At 51.6% G+C, this 22,244-nt stretch carries 27 protein-coding genes; 26 read left to right on the top strand and 1 reads right to left on the bottom strand.

The window, feature by feature from the left end; genetic code table 11:
- Positions 1-166: 166 nt before the first annotated feature.
- The 26 genes from HYT77_06810 (at position 167) to HYT77_06685 (ending at position 20,604) form a co-directional block, all read left to right on the top strand.
- On the top strand, positions 167-361 hold the full coding sequence (locus HYT77_06810; protein MBI2067704.1) for a hypothetical protein: 195 nt from the start codon (positions 167-169) through the stop codon (positions 359-361).
- 23 nt (positions 362-384) lie between these two features.
- Entirely contained in the window at positions 385-600 is a 216-nt protein-coding gene (gene gvpA / locus HYT77_06805; GenBank protein ID MBI2067703.1) for a gas vesicle structural protein GvpA, read from the top strand.
- Between the two features lie 188 nt (positions 601-788).
- Positions 789-1,340: a hypothetical protein gene (locus tag HYT77_06800; protein MBI2067702.1), complete on the top strand. Its 552-nt coding sequence runs from the start codon at positions 789-791 to the stop codon at positions 1,338-1,340.
- Between the two features lie 14 nt (positions 1,341-1,354).
- Entirely contained in the window at positions 1,355-1,741 is a 387-nt protein-coding gene (locus tag HYT77_06795; protein MBI2067701.1) for a hypothetical protein, read from the top strand.
- A 139-nt stretch (positions 1,742-1,880) separates the two neighbouring features.
- On the top strand, positions 1,881-2,819 hold the full coding sequence (gene gvpN, locus HYT77_06790) for a gas vesicle protein GvpN (protein MBI2067700.1): 939 nt from the start codon (positions 1,881-1,883) through the stop codon (positions 2,817-2,819).
- A gap of 13 nt (positions 2,820-2,832) precedes the next feature.
- On the top strand, positions 2,833-3,165 hold the full coding sequence (locus tag HYT77_06785) for a hypothetical protein (GenBank protein MBI2067699.1): 333 nt from the start codon (positions 2,833-2,835) through the stop codon (positions 3,163-3,165).
- A gap of 195 nt (positions 3,166-3,360) precedes the next feature.
- A complete protein-coding gene (locus HYT77_06780) occupies positions 3,361-3,933 on the top strand; it encodes an Hsp20/alpha crystallin family protein (protein MBI2067698.1) in 573 nt (190 codons plus the stop codon).
- Positions 3,933-6,125, top strand: coding sequence for a CDC48 family AAA ATPase (locus HYT77_06775; GenBank protein ID MBI2067697.1), 2,193 nt, complete (start codon positions 3,933-3,935; stop codon positions 6,123-6,125). The genes HYT77_06780 and HYT77_06775 overlap by 1 nt, the downstream gene beginning before the upstream one ends.
- Position 6,126: 1 nt before the next feature.
- Positions 6,127-7,131, top strand: coding sequence for a GvpL/GvpF family gas vesicle protein (locus HYT77_06770; GenBank protein ID MBI2067696.1), 1,005 nt, complete (start codon positions 6,127-6,129; stop codon positions 7,129-7,131).
- Positions 7,128-7,880 carry a GvpL/GvpF family gas vesicle protein gene (locus HYT77_06765; GenBank protein ID MBI2067695.1) on the top strand — a complete coding sequence of 251 codons (753 nt, stop codon included), beginning with the start codon at positions 7,128-7,130 and terminating at the stop codon, positions 7,878-7,880. The genes HYT77_06770 and HYT77_06765 overlap by 4 nt, the downstream gene beginning before the upstream one ends.
- A 118-nt stretch (positions 7,881-7,998) precedes the next feature.
- Positions 7,999-8,871: a GvpL/GvpF family gas vesicle protein gene (locus tag HYT77_06760; protein MBI2067694.1), complete on the top strand. Its 873-nt coding sequence runs from the start codon at positions 7,999-8,001 to the stop codon at positions 8,869-8,871.
- The gene (locus HYT77_06755) at positions 8,855-9,085 is read left to right on the top strand and encodes a gas vesicle protein GvpG (GenBank protein MBI2067693.1); all 231 of its coding nucleotides are present in this window, start codon (positions 8,855-8,857) and stop codon (positions 9,083-9,085) included. Before HYT77_06760 ends, HYT77_06755 begins: the two co-directional genes overlap by 17 nt.
- 13 nt (positions 9,086-9,098) lie before the next feature.
- Positions 9,099-9,389 carry a hypothetical protein gene (locus tag HYT77_06750; protein MBI2067692.1) on the top strand — a complete coding sequence of 97 codons (291 nt, stop codon included), beginning with the start codon at positions 9,099-9,101 and terminating at the stop codon, positions 9,387-9,389.
- 1 nt (position 9,390) lies between these two features.
- Entirely contained in the window at positions 9,391-9,633 is a 243-nt protein-coding gene (locus HYT77_06745) for a gas vesicle protein (GenBank protein ID MBI2067691.1), read from the top strand.
- Positions 9,630-9,806 carry a hypothetical protein gene (locus HYT77_06740; protein ID MBI2067690.1) on the top strand — a complete coding sequence of 59 codons (177 nt, stop codon included), beginning with the start codon at positions 9,630-9,632 and terminating at the stop codon, positions 9,804-9,806. Before HYT77_06745 ends, HYT77_06740 begins: the two co-directional genes overlap by 4 nt.
- A 27-nt stretch (positions 9,807-9,833) precedes the next feature.
- Positions 9,834-10,184 carry a gas vesicle protein K gene (locus HYT77_06735; protein MBI2067689.1) on the top strand — a complete coding sequence of 117 codons (351 nt, stop codon included), beginning with the start codon at positions 9,834-9,836 and terminating at the stop codon, positions 10,182-10,184.
- Positions 10,181-10,951: a GvpL/GvpF family gas vesicle protein gene (locus HYT77_06730; protein ID MBI2067688.1), complete on the top strand. Its 771-nt coding sequence runs from the start codon at positions 10,181-10,183 to the stop codon at positions 10,949-10,951. Before HYT77_06735 ends, HYT77_06730 begins: the two co-directional genes overlap by 4 nt.
- Before the next feature lie 8 nt (positions 10,952-10,959).
- Complete coding sequence (locus HYT77_06725) at positions 10,960-11,175, top strand: gas vesicle protein (GenBank protein ID MBI2067687.1); 216 nt, start codon at positions 10,960-10,962, stop codon at positions 11,173-11,175.
- 50 nt (positions 11,176-11,225) lie between these two features.
- The gene (locus tag HYT77_06720; GenBank protein MBI2067686.1) at positions 11,226-12,704 is read left to right on the top strand and encodes a M20/M25/M40 family metallo-hydrolase; all 1,479 of its coding nucleotides are present in this window, start codon (positions 11,226-11,228) and stop codon (positions 12,702-12,704) included.
- Positions 12,705-12,759: 55 nt separating this feature from the next.
- Positions 12,760-13,626: a hypothetical protein gene (locus HYT77_06715; GenBank protein ID MBI2067685.1), complete on the top strand. Its 867-nt coding sequence runs from the start codon at positions 12,760-12,762 to the stop codon at positions 13,624-13,626.
- A gap of 39 nt (positions 13,627-13,665) precedes the next feature.
- Positions 13,666-14,649, top strand: a complete 984-nt coding sequence (locus HYT77_06710) for an ABC transporter substrate-binding protein (protein MBI2067684.1) — start codon at positions 13,666-13,668, stop codon at positions 14,647-14,649.
- Positions 14,650-14,656: 7 nt separating this feature from the next.
- Positions 14,657-16,303, top strand: coding sequence for an iron ABC transporter permease (locus tag HYT77_06705; GenBank protein MBI2067683.1), 1,647 nt, complete (start codon positions 14,657-14,659; stop codon positions 16,301-16,303).
- Positions 16,300-17,079, top strand: a complete 780-nt coding sequence (locus HYT77_06700) for an ABC transporter ATP-binding protein (protein MBI2067682.1) — start codon at positions 16,300-16,302, stop codon at positions 17,077-17,079. The genes HYT77_06705 and HYT77_06700 overlap by 4 nt, the downstream gene beginning before the upstream one ends.
- Positions 17,080-17,133: 54 nt before the next feature.
- Positions 17,134-18,570, top strand: a complete 1,437-nt coding sequence (locus tag HYT77_06695) for a glutamate--cysteine ligase (protein ID MBI2067681.1) — start codon at positions 17,134-17,136, stop codon at positions 18,568-18,570.
- A complete protein-coding gene (locus HYT77_06690) occupies positions 18,567-19,307 on the top strand; it encodes a type 1 glutamine amidotransferase (GenBank protein ID MBI2067680.1) in 741 nt (246 codons plus the stop codon). Before HYT77_06695 ends, HYT77_06690 begins: the two co-directional genes overlap by 4 nt.
- Before the next feature lie 124 nt (positions 19,308-19,431).
- Positions 19,432-20,604 (top strand): ATP-binding protein, encoded by a 1,173-nt coding sequence (locus HYT77_06685; protein MBI2067679.1) that lies wholly within the window; start codon positions 19,432-19,434, stop codon positions 20,602-20,604.
- Here the strand turns inward: HYT77_06685 and HYT77_06680 are convergent, their stop codons facing one another.
- Positions 20,605-22,200, bottom strand: a complete 1,596-nt coding sequence (locus tag HYT77_06680) for a radical SAM protein (protein MBI2067678.1) — start codon at positions 22,198-22,200, stop codon at positions 20,605-20,607.
- Positions 22,201-22,244: the final 44 nt, after the last annotated feature.

Here is a 22,244-nt window from a genome sequence, read left to right as displayed (position 1 = left end):
TGCCCTTTCATCCTCTTGTATTTGGATTCCATATTTCCTCCTTCAGACCAGGAGTAGCATATCTTTTTGTCAATTGGTACAAATAATAGATAAGCATGAATTTTGACTCCAACCTGGATCTTGGTCCCTCTTTTGCTTTAGCAAGCGCGAGTAGAGGGGGACCAAGATGGTCGGGATGATCACAGAGAGGGATTGGAGGGAGATTGAGAGGCAGTTTCCCGGTCTTCATTCCTTCTACGGTCACCTTCCACGAAAACCACACACGTTTCTCGAACTTCTCGAACTTTTCAGGATTTATAAACAGTTTACGACACGGCGGAGATCGATGAGCGATTCTCCGTTGGGCCAAGCCACGTCGTAATCTAGTTTAACAGGAGGTGTATCATGGCCGTACAAAAATCGATGGCGAGTTCGTCACTCGCGGAAGTCATCGACAGGGTCCTCGACAAGGGGATCGTCATTGATGCCTGGGCACGTCTCTCACTCGTCGGGATTGAGTTTCTATCCCTCGAGGCCAGAGTCGTTGTCTCCGGTGTTGAGACCTATCTGAAGTATGCCGAGGCGATTGGCTTGACAGCGACCGCTGCTCAGCCTGCCTAGGTGGGAAAAAGGTTCTAAGAGGACCTGCCGGTCTGACCCTGCCCTTTGCGAGCAGGCTTAGATCGCCAGGTCGTCTGGATCTGAAGGCTCGTAGCCCCCTCCCAACCTCCCCTTACCCTAAGGGGAGGGGAACGGGTCGTCCCCTCTTGTGGGGGGAGTTATAAGGGAGCCTCAGAGAAAGGGGATGTATGTCGGTTCCGAGCGAGATTCGTAATCTGACGAGTGAGGTGGTTGCCTCCTTCGAGTCGGGCATCGGGGCGGTTGGGGCCCTCATTGAAAAGGGACTCGAGCTTCTCGATGGCTACCGAATGGAGCAGGAGGCGATCCGTGGCCACTTGAGGGAGAAACTGGCATCGATGGGGAGTTTCCGGAGGAAGGATTTCGATTCCGTCATCGGGAGAATCCTCGATTTCCAGTTGCGTCGTGAGACAGAGATCAAGACGTTGATCCGGAGTTTTCTCGCCCGCCAGAGGGAGCTGACTTCAAGGCTCAATCGGTCGATGCAGGCCAACCTTTTTGAAGAGATGGAGAGGTGTAAGAAAGAGCTCTCGTTCCTCATCGAACGGGTGCGGAGTGAGATTCAGGTCTTTCAAAAGGAGCAGCAGAAGATCCGGGCCGCCTTTCGGACGTTTGAAGAAAAAGACGAGGTGAGCGGCCGTGAGTTCAGGAAGTCGATCCAGAATCTCGAAGGGGAACTGATCGGTCAGTCTTCGGTTAAACAACAGGTAAACGCTCTTTAGTTTGAAGGGGGTGAATGAACATGGGATTTGCGGAAGAGATGAAAAAAATGGGAGATGGGATCAAGGGCTCTTTTGATGCTCGGATGAATTTTCTTGGCACGAATATCGTAGAGGCCGGAAAGACGCTTGCCGGGGCGCGCAAGTTTGTCGGCGACTGTCACCGGAAGCGGAAAATAATGGCCAGGAAACTGCATGCCGATCTCCACGGCTTCACGGAGGATCTCAAGGATAACGTCGGTACGATGAAGGAGAAGTTCCATCGGGAGCAGAGGAAGAATCACCAGGAGTTTCGGTCGGGTCATCAGGCGTTCTTTGCTGCTGCCAAGGCCTTGAGTGCGAGAAGGCGGAACTTTAAATCGGAGATTGCCCGGGCCAAGCAGAAGGCCCAGCATGCCCATTAGGCAGCCTTTTCACGGATGGTTACGTCCCCTGTGTAGCTGATAGGCCAAGCAGGGGACCTGATCGTCCCTGGAGGATGACATGTCAAAGCAGGCTAGTCTTAATCAGAAAATTATTGTTCAGGAGGGGGGTGGGCAATCCATGGAGGATACGAGCATTACCATTGTAAAACCGCAGGCGGGAGAGACCTTTGTTGAAACTCCGTTTGTCAAAGGGACAATCGATCGCTCCCTGCATTATCTCAAGGCCGGCTTTCCGATCCATTTTCGCGGAATCTCCGGAACCGGGAAGACAACGATGGCGCTCCGGGTGGCAGAGCTCCTGGAGAAACCGGTTGTCATCATACATGGGGATGAACAACTGACAACCGGGGATCTGGTTGGTTCCGAGACCGGTTATCATGTCTCGAAGCTCCGGGACAATTTCATCTCGTCGGTTCTCAAGGTGGAGGAGGAGTCATCGAAGAGGTGGGTTGACAACCGGCTGACCGTCGCTGTCCAGAACGGCTATACCCTGATCTATGATGAATTCACGAGGTCGCGTCCCGAGGCGAACAATGTTCTCCTCTCTGTCCTGCAGGAAGGGATTCTCGATATTCCGGTTAATTATGATGAAGGACGCAGCAATTACATCAAGATTCATCCTGACTTTCGGGCGATCTTCACCTCAAACCCGGAGGAATACGCCGGTGTTCATCGTTCACAGGATGCGTTGCGGGACCGGATGGTAACACTCGATCTTGAAGGTCCGGACGAAGAGACGGAATCGCTTATTACCTCCCGAAAATCTGGATTGCCGGTCAAGGAGGCGTTGAAGATTGTAAGAGTTGTGCGGCACCTGAGGGAGCATGGTCAATATGAATTTGCTCCAACGATCCGGGGTTGCATCATGATTGCCCGGACGGCCAGGGAATACGGAAAAAGAATTGAAATAAACTTCAGCGATCCGATGTTTAAGAAAATCTGCTTTGACGTGTTGACGTCGGAGACATCCAGGATTGGGAGCAAGACGACCTCAACAAAGGTTCGCGAGGTGGTGGAGAAAGCGATTAGACAATACTGCCGGAACGGCCGGCATTGACAAGGGAGGGGTTATGCAACTCAAGGGAAATTTACCACGAGGCTGTCCTACGATTCGGGGGGCGTCTGATATCGTTCATCTCAAGTCGCTCGGCGGACCCAGTGCGCAACAGGCGAACCGGATGTATATGCTAACGGTCCGTCGTGAGAGCCTCATGAGCAAGAGGCAGAGTCTCGTTCAGCGAATCCATGACATCGACACGCAGCTTAAGGGGATCGAAAAAGATCTGCGGGCCTTCGAGATGATGTACCGCAATGTTTTGAAACTGCCGCGCTCAAAAAAAATGGGGGCTGCTCTCACGGGGGCCGGCAGGAAAGAGGCAAAGAGGATGTCACTCAAATTTTAAGGTGTAAGACTCTATGGTTGATCAGCTTTTGGTTAGTACATTTTTGTTGATAAACCATAAGTATTTCTAACTTTTAGCGTTGATCAGCTTTTGGTTAGTACATTTTTGTTGATAAACCATAAGTATTTCTAACTTTTAGCGGGTACAGTCGTATCCGCTAAAAGTTGAAATACTATAAAACAGAGGGAGGGGGAGATGACCAAAAAAGGGGCTCGCGGTGAAGGGGAAAAGGGTCCTGAAATCGACCTGGAGGGGGGAGCCAGGGGGCTTCTTGGGGGCTTCTTTAAGGGACTCTCGAGCCTCATCGATCTTGCCGACAAGGTGACGGAAGAAGGGGGAGAGTTAAAAAAGTCCGGCGAGTTTGGCGTCAAGGGGCAAAAGGACATGACCGGTGTCTACGGCTTCACGATTCGGACGATGGCCGGCCCTGGCGGAATGCCGAGACAAGTCGTCCGTCCGTTTGGGGATATCGCCAAGGTGAAAAGCACGAAGATGGAAAAACCGAAGGGGCCTGTGGTGGAAGAGACGCTGGAACCGTTAACGGATCTCTTTGATGAGAAGCAGTTTATAAGGATTGTCGCTGAACTTCCGGGGGTCGCCGAATCGGAGATCCATTGTGAAATAAAGGGGGATGATGTTTTTGATCTCTCGACCGTTGGCAGAAAAAAATATTCAAAGGAACTGCTTCTGCCGGCAAAGGTTGATTTGGCAAGCCTGGAGCGGAGTTATACCAATGGGGTGCTGGAGGTGAAGGTGAGGAAGAAATGATGCCTGCCAAGAAAGCAAAGATTGAAACAAGGAATCACGAGTCCGGTTCTCTTACGCTACGAGTCGCAGAGGCGCTCCCTAAAGATGTGGGCCGCGGCATTGCCCGAATTGATCCGGACGAGATTGAGAGGCTCGGTCTCAAGATCGGTGACCTCGTTCTGGTTCGTGGCAAGAGGGAGACGGGTGTCAAGTTGTTGCCAACGTTTTCTGATTATCGGGGGAAGGGGTTGATCCAGATTGATGGGATAGTGCGCGAAAACGCAAAGGTCGGGATCGATGAAAAGATAAGGATCCATTCGGCCACCTCTTCCCCCGCCAGATCGATTACGCTGAAGGCCCTTTCCCCCTTAGGCGTTGTCAATCGGTCGGGAGAGACGAGCTATCTGGGAAAGCTCGTTGAGGGACTCCCCGTAGCGCAGGGGGACAAGATTCGAGTGACTCTCTTTGGTTCGCGTACAAGGGACTTTACCGCCATTCAGACCACCCCGGCGGGGGGTCTCGTTTTTGTAACACCGCAGACGACGGTTCGGGTCGAAGGGACGGAGACCAAAGAGAAGGGGGAGACGAGGAGCTCGGTCGCCTATGAGGATGTCGGCGGCCTGGATCGGGAAATGCAACGGGTTCGTGAGATGATCGAACTGCCTCTCAAAAGCCCGCAGATCTTTGAACGACTTGGGATCGACCCGCCGAAGGGGGTTCTTCTTTATGGTCCTCCCGGAACGGGCAAGACGCTTATTGCACGCGCGGTGGCCCATGAATCCGACGCCAATTTCTTTACCGTCAATGGTCCGGAGATTGTCCACAAATTTTATGGCGAGAGTGAGGCACATCTGCGCAGTATCTTTGAGGAGGCGAGCCGGCAATCTCCATCCATTATCTTTATTGACGAGATTGATTCGGTTGCTCCCAAACGGGCGAACGTCCAGGGGGAGGTCGAAAAACGGATTGTTGCGACACTGCTCTCACTCATGGATGGCCTCAAATCTCGCGGGCAATTGATTGTCATCGGTGCGACCAACATGCCGGACCTTCTGGATCCTGCACTTCGACGCCCCGGTCGCTTTGACCGGGAAATCTCGATCGGAATTCCGGATCGGAATGGTCGTCTCAGGATCCTCGAGATCCACACACGCGGGATGCCGCTCGCCGAGGATGTCAGTCTCGAGAAGCTCTCCGACATCACTCATGGTTATGTGGGCGCCGATCTTGAGGCGCTCGCGCGCGAGGCGGCGATGGTCTGTCTTCGGGAATCGATGGAGAAAGGGGATATCACGCTGGAAGAGGTTCCTTATGAGGTGATCGAGACGCTTGAGGTAACACACCCCCAATTCATGAAGGCAATGAACGAAGTGGAGCCGTCTGCCATCCGCGAGATTTCGATTGAATCGCCGAATGTCCACTGGTCTGATGTCGGAGGACTCGAGGATGTGAAAAGAACTTTGAGAGAGACGGTCGAGTGGCCGCTTAAATTTGGGAAGCTCTTCGAAAAGGCAAGGCTTAAACCGACCAAGGGGATCCTGCTCGGAGGTTCTCCCGGGACCGGAAAGACGCTCATCGCCAAGGCACTGGCGACAGAATCGGAGGTCAATTTTATCTCGGTCAAAGGTCCGGAACTCGTTTCCAAATGGATCGGTGAGAGCGAAAAAGGGATCCGCGAGGTGTTCAAAAAGGCGAAGGCAGCCGCCCCGTGTGTCCTCTTCTTTGACGAAATTGATTCGATGGCCCCCAAGCGAGGGGGTGGTGAAGGAGACTCCGGTGTCATGGGCAGGACAATCAGCCAATTCTTGACCGAACTGGATGGACTGGAGGAGCTACGCGGGGTTGTTATCCTCGGTGCGACAAACCGCGTGGACCTCATTGATCCAGCGCTGATTCGTCCCGGCCGTTTCGACCACATCATTCATCTGGGGCTCCCCGATGAGGAGGGGCGTGAGGCGATTTTTCGGATCCATACAGGAGGGCGCCCGCTTGAAAAGGGGATCAACCTGAGGGGACTTTCCCGAGAGACAGAGGGAAAGAGCGGTGCTGAAATTGAATCGATCTGCCGGCAGGCGGTGACACTTGCCGTTCGGAGTTTTATTGAGAGGTACGGTGACGAGGCGAATGAAAAGTCGGGGAGTCTTGTCATTCGCAAAGAACATTTTGACGAGGCGGTTTCGATGATAGGCCAAAAAGCGAAAAGGGAGTCTTAGAATGGATCTCTATCTTTACGGGGTTATTGAGGGGGATCGTCCGATGGATTTCGGTTCGATCGGCTTTGATGGTAAAAACGTCACGGCTATTCCGGGCAACGGTCTTGGTGCGGTGGTAGGGAATTCTCCCCAAAAGGGGATTGATCATCTACAGAAAGAGGAGTTGGTTTCACTCCTTCTCGCCCATCAGCAGACGCTCGAATCGGTCATGAAACGTTTTTTTGTCCTTCCGTTTAAATTTGGGACGATACTGGGTGATCGATCCGAACTAGACAGAATTTTGGAGGGGTCAGGGCCGCTCTTGAAGCGGTTGGTTGCACAAATGAAAGACTCTGTTGAAATGGACCTCATAGTGACATGGGATGTTCGGACGATGCTTCAGGAGATATCGGAGGAAGATCCGGAGATTGCGGCCTGCAAGCAACAGATGGTGCAGAATCGTGCTGATCCTTTCCATATCGGCAAGCTGCTTGCCGAGGCTCTTAAACGGCGTGCGGATGCCTGGGTTCGGAAAATAACCCAATTGTTGGGAGGTGCTGTCGTTGACTCAGCCAACCATGATCTTCAGAATGACGGAATGATTTTTAATACCTCTTTTCTGGTCCGTCGGGACCTCCAGAAGGGGTTTTTCCATATCCTTGAGGAGGTCGATCGGGTTTTTGAAGGGAAGCTCCATTTCAAGTGCGTTGGGCCGCTTCCCCCTTATAGCTTTGCGACCGTTACCCTCAAGCGGTTTGATCCGGCTCAGATTCGCGAGGCGGCAACGCTTCTCCATCTGGAGGGAAAGGTGGAAATTTCTCGTTTAAAAAAAATCTACAGGGAACTTTCAAGGACCGTTCATCCCGATCACCATGTTGGTGTCTCGGCGGAACAGTTTGAACGTCTGAGCGAGGCGTATGAATTGGTCGCTGATTATTGTAGGGAAGGTGCGCGGTCTCTGGGGGAGGAGGCGGTGGTGCAATACATCCGGCTCGATTCCTTGACGTTACAGGGGGAAACGAGATGAAACAAGAAGGCAAATACCTCTACGGCATCATTGCCACTGATGAGGCCCCCAACTTCGGTTCGATCGGGATCGGCGGAAAAGATGACGAGGTTGTTACGGTGAGCACCAACGGTCTGGCGGCCGTGGTGAGCAACTCCGATTCCGACCACTACGTCTTCTCGCGCGAAAACATGGCGAGCCATATGCGCGTTCTGGAAAAGGCGATGGAACGTTTCACCATCCTGCCGATGCGGTTTGGCACGGTGGCGGAATCAACCGACGAGATCATCTCATTTTTGGAGCAAAACAAGAGGACCCTTAAAGGGAGACTCAAGGATCTGGACGGGAAGGTGGAGGTCGGGATCAAGATCCTCTGGCGCGACATGAAGGAAATTTACGAAGAGATTGTAAAGGAGAACCGGGCAATTCGCGCCGTTAAGGAGAAAGGAGCTCAAAACCGCGAGGCGCTCATCCGGGCCGGTGAGATGGTCGAGGCGGCCCTTGAAGAGAAAAAGGCGGTCGAAGGGGATGAATATCTGGGATTTCTCAAGAGGGGGCCCGTCGAATTCAAACGGGCGGAGATCAAGTTGGAGGACGTGGTCGTCGATGCCTCTTTCCTTCTCGACCGTGACTGGCTGCCGGAGTTTGATGGAAAGATCGAGAAGATTAACCAGGACCACAATGGCCGGATCGATATCCATTACGTCGGACCGATGCCGCCGGTCAGTTTTGTGGATTTGGAACTTCACTGGAGTGGAGGGAGGGGATGAGGTGGCGTCTCTCATATCCCCTCCTGACCTCCCCTTACCCTAAGGGGAGGAACTTTTATCCCCCTCTTAAGGTAAGAGGGGGCTGGGGGAGATATGGAGCATTCATTGAGGGGGTATTATGAGCGAGCGACAAGGCCTCTGGATGTATTGCATCATTGAGACCCGGGGGGAGATGAAGTTGGATTGCCTTGGAATCCACGGGACGAGTCCGGTCACAACAGTCATTGGAGGGGAGTTTGCCGCTGTCGTCTCCGAGGAGCCGATGAAAAAATACCCGCTCGTCCGCGACACTCTGATTGCCCACCAGAATGTGAACGAGACCGTTATGAAATTTCAAGAGCTCCTTCCGGTCAAGTTTTGCACCATGGCGGATCATCGGGACCGGATCATCGAGGAGGTCCTCATTCCTAAACGGGAGGAGTTTCGCGAGAATCTTTCTCGCATCCACAGCAAGGAAGAGTACGGTCTGCGCGTCCGCTGGAAAGATCTTGACCAGGTCTTTCGCGAGATCGGAGAACAGGATGAGAAGATCCGGGAGAAAAAAGAGAGGCTTTCAAGGATGTCTGAGGAGAAGAGACGAAATGAGCTGATCGATGTCGGTCATCTTGTTCAGGAGGCGGTCTCAACTAAAAATAAACAGATGGCGAGGAGGCTCATGGAGGCCCTTTCACCCCTTGCCTCGGAAACAAAGGAAAACAATGTTTTGGGGGATGCGATGATTTTAAACGCCGCTTTTTTGGTCTCCCATGAGAAGCGGCTTGCATTCGATCAGGCGGTCAATTCACTGGAGGATCAGTATGGGGCGAGTCTCCAGTTGAAATATGTGGGGCCGGTCCCCCCATTCAATTTTATCGAGATCGTTATTAAATGGCGGGAGAATCCCCCCCTCACCCGTCCCCCGACTCCTTCGACGATGCTCAGGACAGGTTCGCTCGAGACACCCTCCAAGGGGAGAGGGCAGAAAGGAACGAAAAATGTTCCTACTGGATGACATCTTGCTTGCCCCCTTAAAAGGGGTTGCATGGGTTGCAGAGAAGCTTCGGGAGGTTGCGGACAAGGAGCTTTTTGATCCTGACAAGATCCGGGAAGAGCTCATGTCTCTTCAGGCGAAGCTCGATATGGGGGATATCGGCGAAGAGCAGTACAGGGAGATCGAAAAGGCGCTTCTCGAGCGTCTGACGGCGATTCAGAACCGGGAGAAATGAGAAAGGGGGATCTATGCCAAACATCTTGGAGGCCCAGAACAAGGTGGTTGAGTTCCTGACCCATGAATTGGGGAAGCAGAAGGAGTCGATCCGGATTGTCAAGATGGCCAAAACGACTGACGGGTGGGAATGCAAGGCGGAAATAACCGAGGTCAATGAATATCTCAAAAAGGTTGGATTTCCGTCGATCTTCGACAAGAACATTTACACAGTTCTCCTTGATGCACAGATGGAGGTCTCCGGGTTTGCCGAGACGGAGTCCCGCGAACGGACCTACGCAACAGAGGAGAGGGAGGAGATCTAGTATGGCCGTCGTCCATTCAACGAAAGGGGAGAGTTTGGCCGATGTTGTGGAAAGGGTCCTGGACAAAGGGCTCGTGATCAACGCGGATATCGTCATTTCACTCTGCAAGACGGAATTGTTGTCGATCAAACTCCGGGCAGCGCTCGCCTCATTTGAGACAGCGGCGAAGTGGGGGTTGGCATTTCCATCGGATATTCAATTGCAACCGCCGGCTCCGGCCGGAAGAATGGGGGAGGTCAAATGAAGGAAAGAAAAGAAAAGGAGACAAGTGAGGGCTCGGATAAGGTTTTGGGGACACTAAACAGGCTGGTTCCGGGATTTCAGGGGTTCTTCAAAAAAATGGAGGGGTCAAAGGTTTTTGGGGAGAAGGTCAAAGAGATCCGTAAGGAGATGGAGCGTCGTTTTGGCAAGAAATGACCCTTCGGAATACTCAAGGCACCGTCCATGAAACTTGAGATTGACAACGATGACTTGAAGCACGGCCTTTTGGGGCTTGTGATGGGGATTGTGGAGATTGTTCGGGACACCCTCCGGATCCAGTCGGTGAAAAGGATGGAGAGTGGGACGCTCACCGGAGTGCAGATTGAGAAACTCGGGAATGCCTTGATCGAACTGGACCGGACCATTGACAAGATCAAGGAGGAACAGGGGATTGCGGAGGCGGTCCGGTCGGTCCGTGACGGTCTGGATGATCTCGTGAACCGCATGGTTGATACGGTGGCCGATCCGGCGGGTGTCCGTAAAATGGGAGAGGAGTCTGCATTCAGCAGAAAGATTGCTGGTGGAAAACGGTGATGGAAAAGGGGCTCTACCTTTATTGCGTTGTAGCCGGAAATGAGACGCGCGGGCTTGAGATCAAGGGGATTGACGGACAGCCGGTCCTCACGATGCCGATAGATGATCTTACAGCAGTCGTTCAGGAGTGCCAAACCCCGATTGCCAACGACGACATGAAAATCCTCTCCGATCTCGTGCTGATCCATCAGGCGGTGATCGATCTCGCCTGGGAAAGGTTTCAAACGATCGTTCCGTTCAGCTTCGGGACCGTTGTTGTAGAACGGGACGGGAAATCGAAAGAGGAAAATCTTCGGGAATGGTTGGAAAGGGAGAGCGAAACTTTAAAGGAAAAGCTTCGTCGTTTGGAAGGGAAGGCGGAGTACGGTGTTCAGGTCTCCTGGGAACCTGCAAAGATGATGGAGAAGATAACCCGGAATGATAAGGAGGTGCGATCCCTTCAGGAGGAGATCCATTCCAAAGGTACAGGGACCGCCTATCTTCTTCGGCAGAAACTGGAACGGCTCGTCAAAGAGAGGATGGAAGTGGCCGCAGACGCCTATTTTAAGGAGTTTTTTCAGGGTGTCCGAGGCCAAGTCGAGGAGGTCAGGGTGGAGAAGGTCCGGAAGGAGGATCCCTCAAGGCAGATGCTTATGAACCTCTCCTGTCTCACCCCTAAAGGGGAGACTTCAAAACTAGGGGAGTTCTTGGACAGGATTACAAAGATTGAAGGCTTCCACGTCCGGTTTACGGGACCGTGGCCACCGTATAGCTTTGTAAATTTCTGAGAGGACCCATGGAACCAGTACGCCAAGGACATGCCGGTATTGTCGATCTCCTTGACCGAGTCCTCGACAAGGGACTGATTCTGAACGCCGACTTGATCATCTCACTCGCCGGAGTCCCTCTGATTGCGGTGAGTCTCCGGGCCGCCATAGCCAGTGTAGAGACGATGGCGAAATATGGGATGATGAGGGAGCTCATCAGTCTTCCTCAAGAAAACCCCCGATAGTTCTTGCTTTAACCCCGATCGCACACTAAAAAATTGGTCGCGTGGGGGTCATGAAAAATAAAAAATTCGCCGTCTTGCTTCTCGTAAGCTTTTTAACGGCCTGCACCTGTGCCCGGAAGGGAGAGGAGACCGGCATGATTCGGTCTCCCTCGGACGAGCTTCATTTCAAACCAAGCAAGATCGAGACAGAAGAGGTGACTTACGAACGGGAAGACGACCTACAATGGCCCTTTGATCCCAAATCGGTTATTCAACCGGAACGGCTTGCTAAAACAGTGATGGAGTTTTTGCCGATCCCTTCCAGGAGTTGCGAGGAGATCCTTTACACCCTTTATGCCAAGAGGCTCCTCGAGGAGGTGGCCGAGCCTCTGGACATTCAGGTGGCGGTCGATGAGCTTCCCCGGCGGATCGAGACATTGGATGAAGAGAGACGTCAAGAGTATTATTGCAATAATGGACTGACTCCTCCCAATTCCGGTAACCTCATTGCCTATATTCCGGGTGACAAGGAGCTGCCTTCATGGAACCTCTCCGTTCATCTTGATACGAATCAATCTTCCTTTGATGGGATGAAACGGGAAGGGGATCTTATCCGGCCTGCGCCGGGAACCGCTCTAGGGGCGGATGACAAGGCGGGAATGGCGATTATCGTCGAAATTCTCCGGGTCATCGCTGAACAGAAGATTCCCCATGGAGATATCCAGATTGTCGGGCTTGTTGCCGAAGAGCAAACCGCGAGTGGTGTACAGTTGATCGATGCGGATGCCTTCCGGGGGGATATTCTAATCAGTATTGATGGAACGGATCCTCTGGAGATCGGGCGTGCCGGGCCAACGATGTATGAGGGGGTAATGATTGTCAGAACCTCCACGAGTCATCCGATGGACTTCGACGAGAAAAAATCGGTCAGTGCCTGTGCCGTCGGAAGTCGTCTGCTTCATGAAACCGGTTTCCGGCCGGAAGGGCATCCACCGAATCATCCGATGGTGATTCTCCACTCTGCTTTTGTCTCCTGTGGTGAGGAGAGGGGCGAGTTGACCCCCCAGGGAGAACCAACCGCCTCCTATAAGTATAATACCGTTTCACCTTACTGGACGGCGAGTTGGCAGATGAGGAGTCTTGAGGGGCACGAAGCAGCGGCAAGGATGGTGTCAGAGATGAGAACAACAATGGAACGGATTTGTCTTGAGCTCTCTCAGAATAGGACTCCGGTCCGGTGTGAAATAAGAGGAGCCGAAAAACCGGATCTTTACGGATACCTTGTTGAGGAGAATCATCCCTCTGTGATCTTGATGAATTATGGAATCCGCTCGCTCGGAATATCGGCCAGGGTCACCGCAAAACAGTTTGGTGGTTTCAATGGTAATTACGTCTTTAGCCGCTTTGGAGAGGAGATGCTCAGCGTGGGAACCGGTGCCGACCAGATTCACACAAACGAGGAGACGGTCAGTGTCGAGGGGATGGCAAAGGTGGCCCGTAGTATTTTGGCGGCGATGATAGAATCCTACCACTATCGAAAAGATGATTAACAAGGAACCCTTCCCAAAAATTGTTAGGGCTCTCTTTTTTTTATTTTTGTTCCCTATGATGCCTTTGCAGGCATCGAGCGAAATTTCACCGGTCGTCCGCTCTTTCTTTCGATTGACCAAAAATGCGGAATGGAAACTTGTCAAAACGGTTCCCCTCTCCTTTGAGACCTATCACCCTCAAGGGATGGTCAAAATAGGGGATTTTTTTTATCTCTCCTCCGTTGAGGTCGTTGAGAAGACGACCCAATTCCTGAAGCCGGAAGGGAGGTATGATCGAACCACAGGGAAGGGGAGGGGGTACCTTTTTCAATTTGATCAGAACGGCAAACTGATCGGAAGACTCACATTGGGGGAAGGGGCGAGTTATCACCCCGGAGGGATCGATTATGATGGTGAATCTCTTTGGGTACCTGTTGCGGAATATCGTCCCCATGGGCCGTCGATCATTTATCGTGTTGATCCGCAAAAATTCGAGGCGTCCGTCGCTTTTCGTATTGATGACCATATTGGGGCGGTTGCCGTCGATCCGAAGGAGGGAAGGATTTACGGTGCCAACTGGGATTCGCGTCGGCTCTACATCTGGAACCGGAACGGAGAGGAACTCAAGATCAAAAATAATGTCAATCACCTGATCGACTACCAGGACTGTCACTTTCAACCTTCCCGTTACATGCTCTGTGGTGGCCTCAACAGATACCGTCCCTCTTATGGAGGCGAAATCCCGGTTGGGGGGATTGACCTGCTGGACCTTCGTTCCATGACCCCGATTCACCAGATTCCGGTCATGCTATTTACCAAGAACAAAGAGATTATGACGCGTAATCCATGGACCGTGGAAGCTAGCGGGAATGGAACATTGAGATTTTACTTCCTGCCGGAAGATGGGAAGTCAACGCTTTATCTGTTTGAGGCAGCTCCCTAACCTTGACGAACAACGGAATTTGATATCTAAGAACTCCTCATGCCTCGCCTGCTGTTTTTCTTGATTTTGACGCTTGTCGGTTGCCAAAAAAAAGAAGACCGGCTCCTTCATATTTATTCTTCCCTTGATGCCAAAGAGAGTCGTGAGATTGTGGAGAGCTACGAGAAGGCATCAGGAGAGAGACTGCTGTTTGTCCGGCTCTCAACGGGCGAGGTGCTTGCCCGGATCCGAAACGAGACCTCAAACCCTCAGGTTGCGGTCTGGATTGGCGGGGGATCCAATGAGCATGTGATTGCGGGCCGGGAGGGGCTGCTTCATCCCTATCAACCAAAGATCGATTATCAGACAGGTCCGGAGTTTCATGGAAAGGAATGGGAATGGAACGGCTGGTACAAGGGGATCATCGGCTTTGCATCAAACACGGATTTTCTCAAAGAGAACGACCTGAAACCACCCCACTCCTATCGTGAGCTCCTCCATCCGGTTTATCAGGGGAGGGTCGGGATGGCGTATGCCTATACCTCAGGGACCGCCTATACCGTTCTGGCGAGTCTGATCCAGTTGATGGGGGAGGAGAAGGGATTTCAATATATTCGGGATCTCAACCGTTCCGTCCATCACTACAATAAATCAGGTTCGGCCTGTGTCACGCAGGCCGGGTTGGGGGAGATTGCTGTTTGCATCGCCTTTGCGCACGATATCCTTCATAAGGGGATTCAACAGGGGTATCCACTCACGATCTCGTATCCCGAGGAAGGGACCGGTTATGAAGTCGGTGCTGTCTCCCTGATCAAGAATGGGCCCGGTCTCGATCGCGCCAAAAAATTCGTTGACTGGCTCTACAGCCTGGAGACGCAGAATCTTCTCTCAAGATGGAACCATATTCCCCTTCATCCAAAGGCGGAAATGACGGAACAGGCGAAGATCTCAAATTTGAGCCGTCTGGTCTCCGTTGATATTTATGAATCGGCGGAGCAGCATAATCAGCTCCTGTCACGATGGCGAGAGGTCACAGGACAATAATGAAAAAATGAACTTTTTCAAAGAGACCAAGAGTGAATCGTTGGTTCGTCTCACGATTCTCCTGCTCGCAGCGGCGTTGCTTCTCTTTGTCGTTTACCCCATATTTCAGGTCTTCTGGATCAGTATGGAGGGGGGGAGTTTTCAGGCCTATCGCAAACTCCTCATCAATCCGGTCCTCAGGGAACCTCTTCTGAACAGTCTTCATCTCGGAATGACCGTTGCCTTATTCTCAACGGGGATCGGTTATTTTTTTGCCTACACCGTTGGCAGAACGGATGTCCCTTTCAAGCCGTTTTTTCGGAGCGTTGCGACATTCCCTCTTATCTCTCCTCCTTTTATTGTCGCCCTTTCGGCGATCATTTTACTTGGCAAGAATGGCCTGCTCACCCGATTGTTTTTCCCGGAGGCGATCTTTTCGATCTACGGTTTTTGGGGGATGGTGCTTGTTCAGACACTGGCACTTTATCCCCTTGCCTACCTGACCTCTCTCGGCACCCTGGAGACGATCGACCCCTCCATTGAAGAGGCCTCTCTGAATCAGGGGGCCTCGGGCCCTCAGACCTTTCTAAAAATAACCCTCCCTTTGAGTCTTCCTGGAATCATGAGCTCGCTCCTTCTCTGTTTTATTGAATCGCTGGCCGATTTTGGAACGCCGCTCGTCTTGAGTGGTTCCTACAGAATTCTTTCCGTTGAGTCCTATATCAAAACGGTCGGGGCAGAACGCGATTTTGTGGGAGGTGCGGCCCTCGCAATACTCCTTTTATTACCAACCGTCGCTGCCTTTTTTGTTCAGCGTCACTGGCTCGAGAGAAAATCGTTTTCGACTTTGTCCGGTAAGGCCTCAACAGCCAAAATTCGAGGTTTGGGATGGAGGGGAAAAAGTGCCATGACGGGGGTTGCCCTCCTTTTAACCGGGTTCACTGTCCTTTTTTATGGGACGGTCCTCTTCGGTGCATTCACAGAGGTTTGGGGGGCTCGTAACACATTGACGATCAGGCACTTTGTTACGACCTTTCGTGAGGGGTGGTATTACTTTGCAAATACATTTCTTCTCGCTGCCATTGCGACCCCCTTCTCCGGGATACTCGGGATGGTACTCGCGTATCTTTTTGTGAGGAAGAGGTTTTATGGAAAATCCGTCATGGAGGTTGTCTCGATGCTCACCTTCGCCGTTCCCGGGACGGTTGTCGGGATCGGTTATCTTCTCACTTTTAATGCCCCTCCTCTCGCCCTCCAAGGGACCTGGCTCATTATTGTATTTCTGTTTATCTTCCGGAATATGCCGGTTGGGATACGAGGCGGAATGGCGACCTTAAAACAGATTGATCCCGTTATTGAGGAGGCGGCGCATAGTTTGGGGGCCGGAAGTTTTCATGTCTTCAGGACAATAACCCTTCCCCTCTTAAAGCCGGCTTTTTACTCGGGGCTTGTCTTCTGTTTCATCAAATGCATGGTGGCCATCAGCGCCGTTATTTTTGTGGTCTCCGGACGCTGGAATCTGATAACGCTGGCGATCCTGGGTTATGTGGAGACGGGGGAGCTTTCCCAGGCGGCGGCCCTTTCCGTGATGTTAATGATTGTTGTGGCGATTGTGTTGGGCCTGTTACGTTTGGCCGTTCGGGGTCGAGAGAGGGAGTTTGTGAGGGGTTCATGAACCGTCAACAACGAGCGATCCAATTTATTGGTCTGTCGAAGATTTTTTCCACTCGTGGCAAACAGAAGGAATCTTTTGCTATCCGGGATTTCAATCTTGAGGTATTCAGGGGGGAGTTTCTCTGCCTTCTTGGCCCATCGGGTTGCGGCAAGACGACGCTCCTGCGGTGCCTCGCCGGTTTTGAACACCCGACCCAAGGGGAAATCCATCTCTTTGGACATGACATCCTTGGAGTCCCTGCCCACAAGCGCGGCATTCCCATGGTGTTCCAGAATTATGCCCTCTTCCCCCACATGACCCTCTTCGACAATCTGGCCTACGGTCTTCGTGTCAGAAAAGTCCCTTCCGTTGAGATCAGGAGACGTGTGGAGCAAATGATGAGTCAGATGGGACTCATCGATTTGGGACACCGCTATCCGGACCAGTTATCGGGCGGACAACAGCAGCGGGTTGCCTTGGGACGGGCCCTTGTTCTGGAACCAAAAATTTTGCTTTTTGATGAACCCCTTTCGAACCTTGATGAAAAGCTCCGGATTCAGATGAGGGCAGAAATTAAACAGCTCCAACAGACGACCGGCCTCACCTGCGTTTATGTCACCCACGATCAGGAGGAGGCGATCGCACTGGCCGATCGGTTGGTCGTGATGAATGAAGGGCGGGTTGTACAAATTGGGACTCCCGAAGAGATTTGCCGGAGACCGGCTAGCCCGTTTGTAAAAAGCTTCATGGGAAATAACAGAGGCCCTCTCCCCTTGGCCTGCCCTGAGCCATGCTGAAGGGCGGGAGAGGGGAACGGCTATAATAATTTCAGTGGTGGGTGAGGGAGAACCTTGGGAATCGAAATTGGCAAAAGCCGTTTTTCAGAGACCGATTTTCAGCTCTTTCAATTACACTTAAAAGAAGAGACGGAGTTGTTGATTGAAAAGGTTCATCGGGGTGAGGTCTCTTCGGATGATCGTCAGGTCGCCTTTGAAATAGAGGGATGGCTTTGTCATCCGACTGATTTTTCCCCCTCTCCCCATAATGAGGAGTTTTTGAAGGTTCTAGACCCGCTGGAATCCTCCCCCGAATTGGGTCGTTATAATGTGGAGTTTCAAAGCCAGCCTCATCTCCTTGGCCAAGGAGTTGTAAAAGAGTTAGAGAATGAAATGAATCGGATGAAGCAGATGTTTTCCAAACGTGCCAGTGAGGTGGGTTCCCTTTTTCTCATGACCGGGATCCTTCCGACACTGACGGATCACGATCTTGCGAGTGATCAAATGACCTCCTCCCACCGCTACAGGGCCTTGGCGGAACAGGTGATGCATTTGCGCGCCAAGAAACCAATGCCACTTAATATCCAGGGGAAAGAATCGTTGGCCCGAATGCAGCGGAATATCATGTTTGTTTCGGCCACTTCGGCACTCCACCTGCATCTTGATCTGAACCCGGAGGAGGCGGTCCGCTCTTTCAATTTGGCTCAAATTCTTTCAGCACCGATGGTCGCTCTGTCAGCGAACTCCCCTTATTTTTTAGAAAAGGATTTGTGGGAGGAGACGCGGATCCCCCTTTTTGAACAGGCGGTCGTGACCGGCTTTTTTACCAATCAGGACAACGAATGGGTGGGGCGTGTTTCTTTTGGTTCCGACTATCTTCAAAACTCCTTCCTGGAATTTTTTCAGGAAAACTGTGAGCGATTTCCAGCGATCCTTCCGGTCTCCTTTAAAGAGCCGAAAGAGGCGTTCAAGCATCTTCTTCTTCATAATGGAACAATCTGGCGGTGGAATCGACCTCAAATCCGAATCATGAAGGATGGAAAGATCAAACTCCGCCTTGAACATCGTGTGATGCCGTCCGGTCCGACCGTTGTCGACATGATGGCCAACTGTCTCTTTTTTATCGGTCTTCTTAAAGGGATGAAGTGGGAGGCGATTGCATGGGAGAGGGAGATTCCATTTTCGAAGGCACGGGCCAATTTTTATCGTGCGGCAGAGCTGGGACTGGCGGCTGAACTGGAATGGAGGAAGGAGCGATTTGTTTCGGTGAGAGATCTTGTTTTGGAACTCCTTCCGCTTGCAAAAAAAGGGTTGCTCCTTTATCAACTCCCCCCCGACACGGTTAATTATTATCTGGACGGGGTCCTTGCGGAGAGGGTGCGATCGGGACAAACGGGGGCAGGTTGGCAAAGACGGTTTGTGGAAAAACATGGTCGGGACTTTAGGGCCCTGACCGCCGCTTATTTTGAGAGGCAGGAATCAGGGAGACCGGTGAATGAGTGGACTGTATGAAGAAAGATAACGCCTCCTTAAAGCTTCTCCTGCTTCAAATTCGTGATGATCCCCGTGTGCGACAAGAAGAGCACGACAGTTTTTCCCGGTTCAGTGGCTTGGCCAAATCACAGATTGAGATTCTGAATGTCTTTGATACACCCCGGTTCGATCCAACGATTGTTGATCCTTATGATGCCGTTTTAGTGGGTGGGGCGAGTGAGGCATCGGTCCTGGAAAGAGAAAAATATCCGTTTGTCCCTGAAAGCGAGAAGCTCCTTCTCCATTGTCTTGAGAAAGAGATCCCTGTCTTTGCCTCTTGTTATGGTTTCCAGCTCGCCGTGACCGCCCTGGGGGGAAGAATTGTTCGGGACAAGAAAGATTTCGAAACTGGAACGATTCCGATCCGTCTCACGCTTGAGTCCAAAAACGATCCATTGTTTTGTGACATGCCGAATCCGTTTCTTGCCGTTTCTGTGCATCGGGAGAGGGCTCTTTCGCTCCCTCACGGGTGTGAGTTATTGGCCTTGACCGACTCCTGTCCTCACGCCTTTCGTGTTTTCGGAAAGCCGTTCTGGGCAATGCAGTTTCATCCGGAGGTCGATCGGGAGACGCTCGTCCGGCGACTCACGATTTATAAACAACATTACACCGAGAACGACGAACAGCTGGCCAAGGTTTTATCGTCGGCCGTTCCGACACCTGAATCAAATCAATTGGTCAGGCGGTTTGTTGAGAGGGCTTTGAATCCACCGTAAAACCTATGAGGAACCAGACGACCTCCAAACGGCCTGCGGTTTGATCGATCGGGAGCCCGCATATTCGATCAGTAAAAGAATATTGTTGTAATACACTCAATTTTCGGCGAATATTGAGTGCGATATGCAATATATTCAGCGCCAGCTTGAATCAGGGCTTCAACACCATCTGGATCGAGGGAAAAGCATCCTGCTCTTGGGTCCTCGTCAAACCGGAAAATCGACGCTCCTCGCCCGGCTTTCATCGGATCTGACCCTTTCCCTCGCCTCTCCCGGCACCCGGCAGCGTTATGAAAAAAACAGCTCTCTTTTGATCGGTGAAATCGAAGCGTTGGCAAAAAAGACCAAACGGCCGCTCGTCTTTCTTGATGAAGTTCAAAAAGTGCCGACCATTATGGATGCGGTGCAAGATCTTATCGATCGACATGTGGCACAATTTATCCTGACCGGTTCCTCGGCCAGAAAATTACGGAAGGGAAGGGGGGTTAATTTGCTCCCAGGACGGGTCGTGAGTATGCGGCTCGATCCTTTTCTTCATCAAGAATATGCCCAACCGATCGAAATGATTCTCACGGACGGAACGCTTCCCGGAATCGTTCAGGAACGAGAAGCAACCGACCGCGAAGTGGATCTCAAGTCTTATGTTGAAACCTATCTTGAAGAGGAGATTCGGGCTGAGGCGATCGTTCGAAATATTGGCTCTTTTGCCCGCTTTCTGGAGTTTGCGGGATTGGAGTCGGGAAACATTATCAATCTTCACGGCCTCTCTCAAGAAATAGGTGTCAGCCACACCACCATCGCCTCTTATTTTGAAATTCTCGATGATTGTTTGATTGCGGAACGGATCGAACCGATTACTCAAAGTCTTACCCGAAAAAAACTGACAAAATCGAACCGTTATCTGATGTTTGATCTCGGTGTGCGTCGCCTCTGTGCGGGAGAAGGTCGATCCCTTTCACGCGATCGGCTGGGAAACCTGTTTGAACAATATGTCGGCCTCGAATTGATTCGTCTGGCCCGCCTGAAAACAGTTTCCACCAAAATCCGTTTTTGGCGAGATCCGGATGGTCCTGAAGTCGATTGGGTGATAGAGAGAGGAGGGGAATATATTCCGATCGAGGTAAAATGGAATGATCGGCCGAGTCGTCAAGACATTCGTCACCTGAAGGTTTTTCTCAAGGAATACAAAAAGGCAAAAAAGGGCTATGTCGTTTGCCGAACCCCCCGACCGGTCAAGCTGGAGGAGGAAATTACCGCCATTCCCTGGCAGCAGTTGAGTGAGACGATTGATTCTTAATCAGGAAGCGGCTGCCTGTTCCATCGGATAAATGGTCGGCAGGGCGTTCGAAATTCTGGGGTTTGGAGCCGGCTCTCCGTGATGGAGATAATTGACGACCCTCTGCGGAAGGTGATCGTAAAAAACGCCCAAATTTTTCCGGATTTGATCCCGAAAGTAGGGCGGGGGCTTGATGCTGGCCCCGGCATAAAAATCATGAAATTCAGGCTCCTTGGCGAGTCGCTCCCTTACCTGAAAATAGTTGCCCCGGTTTCCCTTACCTGAAAATGTGGCGCGCAAGAGGTTCATCCAGCGAGGAAGCGGATGCTTGTTTGCCTTGAAACGTTTCCAGATCTTTTCAGGGGAGTAAGAATACCTCACCAGATCCAGATAGTGGTCGTAAAACTCAACCAGGCCATAATTTTTCGGACGAACGTTTAATCCGGCATTGCCGTCAAGGAACGGGAACGGGATGTCGATGATCCTCCCTTCCTCCTGAAATTTTTTGTTTAACGGGGCCGAATTGCCGAAAGAGGTCAGCATTGCAAAATTCGGATAGACTCCGGGAGAGAGATCGACAAATTTCTTGGTCAGTTCAAAAGGGGCGGGACCCTCATCCGTGTCGAGACCAAACAGAAAATTGGTCTGCACATAGGGGATGTATTGCATGACAAGATTAATATGCTCGGCGATCGGTTTGACCTTGTCGAGACCAAAATTCTTCTGTTGTTTTGATTTGCCATTAAAATCAAACCAGGACTCAATTCCGGGCAGCATCACAATAAAATTATTCTTTTTAAGACGCTTGAGGTTTGCTTCACTCAAGAGCGAGAGACTGCTTTCCCCGCCAAACGCCATCCGGCCGGGTGGGACCGTTGACTCGATGATATTGAGATAGTCGTCAAATCGGACCCCGAAATTCGGATCGTACCAGGCGACCGTCGGCGGCTTCGGCATCTTTTGCAGGAAATCCAGGTCTTCACGGATTTGATCGTAGGGGAGGGGTAGATAATCAATCTTGGAATCAATGCAGAAGCTGCAGGTATAGGGACACCCCAAGCTCCCAATCATCGGCACGACGTGCACGATCCGCGTCTTTTTCAAGTTTTGTTCTAGGAACTTCCAGCGTTCCCGTATCCCGGGTACCGACTTGACCTGGCCCGGGGCACTCAAATGGACCCCAATCTCTTTTTGTGGTGCAGGATCCTCGAGAAGATTTTGGATCAGGTCACGATCGGTTAGTCCCAAAACGTAATCAAAATGAAAGAGAGCATCCTCCGCATAGGCACGGGCATGGGGGCCTCCCAAAACGGTTACAATCCCCCGTTTTCTGAAGATGTCAGAAATACTGTAGGCGGTCAGGGCATTCTGGGTAAAAGTGCTGATAAAAAGGACGTCCACTTCCTGAGGGACATCATGCTGAAGATCCTCAAATCCGGTAAATGTGAGGTAGTGGACCTCGTGTCCCAGTTGCTCTGCCCAAACTGCAACGACCTGCGGCATGAGTGAGGTGTAATTGGGATTGACGATCCGGGCGTAAATTGATTTTGTCGGCTGTTTAGCGATCAGGTCAATGATTCCGACCTTGAGTCTTTTTTTGAATCCCCGAATGCTCATGAAAGAGGCAGACTATAGGAAGTATGAGAAATAACAACCGAAAA

The organism is Deltaproteobacteria bacterium, from assembly GCA_016180855.1.
Classification (GTDB): domain Bacteria; phylum UBA10199; class UBA10199; order JACPAL01; family JACPAL01; genus JACPAL01.
This window is presented reverse-complemented; position numbering and strand designations above follow the sequence as displayed.

Coding starts and splice junctions, on each gene's coding strand:
- HYT77_06810 (MBI2067704.1), top strand. CDS start 167: ATGGTCGGGATGATCACAGAGAGGGATTGGAGGGAGATTGAGAGGCAG.
- gvpA (MBI2067703.1), top strand. CDS start 385: ATGGCCGTACAAAAATCGATGGCGAGTTCGTCACTCGCGGAAGTCATC.
- HYT77_06800 (MBI2067702.1), top strand. CDS start 789: ATGTCGGTTCCGAGCGAGATTCGTAATCTGACGAGTGAGGTGGTTGCC.
- HYT77_06795 (MBI2067701.1), top strand. CDS start 1,355: ATGAACATGGGATTTGCGGAAGAGATGAAAAAAATGGGAGATGGGATC.
- gvpN (MBI2067700.1), top strand. CDS start 1,881: ATGGAGGATACGAGCATTACCATTGTAAAACCGCAGGCGGGAGAGACC.
- HYT77_06785 (MBI2067699.1), top strand. CDS start 2,833: ATGCAACTCAAGGGAAATTTACCACGAGGCTGTCCTACGATTCGGGGG.
- HYT77_06780 (MBI2067698.1), top strand. CDS start 3,361: ATGACCAAAAAAGGGGCTCGCGGTGAAGGGGAAAAGGGTCCTGAAATC.
- HYT77_06775 (MBI2067697.1), top strand. CDS start 3,933: ATGCCTGCCAAGAAAGCAAAGATTGAAACAAGGAATCACGAGTCCGGT.
- HYT77_06770 (MBI2067696.1), top strand. CDS start 6,127: ATGGATCTCTATCTTTACGGGGTTATTGAGGGGGATCGTCCGATGGAT.
- HYT77_06765 (MBI2067695.1), top strand. CDS start 7,128: ATGAAACAAGAAGGCAAATACCTCTACGGCATCATTGCCACTGATGAG.
- HYT77_06760 (MBI2067694.1), top strand. CDS start 7,999: ATGAGCGAGCGACAAGGCCTCTGGATGTATTGCATCATTGAGACCCGG.
- HYT77_06755 (MBI2067693.1), top strand. CDS start 8,855: ATGTTCCTACTGGATGACATCTTGCTTGCCCCCTTAAAAGGGGTTGCA.
- HYT77_06750 (MBI2067692.1), top strand. CDS start 9,099: ATGCCAAACATCTTGGAGGCCCAGAACAAGGTGGTTGAGTTCCTGACC.
- HYT77_06745 (MBI2067691.1), top strand. CDS start 9,391: ATGGCCGTCGTCCATTCAACGAAAGGGGAGAGTTTGGCCGATGTTGTG.
- HYT77_06740 (MBI2067690.1), top strand. CDS start 9,630: ATGAAGGAAAGAAAAGAAAAGGAGACAAGTGAGGGCTCGGATAAGGTT.
- HYT77_06735 (MBI2067689.1), top strand. CDS start 9,834: ATGAAACTTGAGATTGACAACGATGACTTGAAGCACGGCCTTTTGGGG.
- HYT77_06725 (MBI2067687.1), top strand. CDS start 10,960: ATGGAACCAGTACGCCAAGGACATGCCGGTATTGTCGATCTCCTTGAC.
- HYT77_06720 (MBI2067686.1), top strand. CDS start 11,226: ATGAAAAATAAAAAATTCGCCGTCTTGCTTCTCGTAAGCTTTTTAACG.
- HYT77_06715 (MBI2067685.1), top strand. CDS start 12,760: ATGATGCCTTTGCAGGCATCGAGCGAAATTTCACCGGTCGTCCGCTCT.
- HYT77_06710 (MBI2067684.1), top strand. CDS start 13,666: ATGCCTCGCCTGCTGTTTTTCTTGATTTTGACGCTTGTCGGTTGCCAA.
- HYT77_06705 (MBI2067683.1), top strand. CDS start 14,657: ATGAACTTTTTCAAAGAGACCAAGAGTGAATCGTTGGTTCGTCTCACG.
- HYT77_06700 (MBI2067682.1), top strand. CDS start 16,300: ATGAACCGTCAACAACGAGCGATCCAATTTATTGGTCTGTCGAAGATT.
- HYT77_06690 (MBI2067680.1), top strand. CDS start 18,567: ATGAAGAAAGATAACGCCTCCTTAAAGCTTCTCCTGCTTCAAATTCGT.
- HYT77_06685 (MBI2067679.1), top strand. CDS start 19,432: ATGCAATATATTCAGCGCCAGCTTGAATCAGGGCTTCAACACCATCTG.
- HYT77_06680 (MBI2067678.1), bottom strand. CDS start 22,200: ATGAGCATTCGGGGATTCAAAAAAAGACTCAAGGTCGGAATCATTGAC.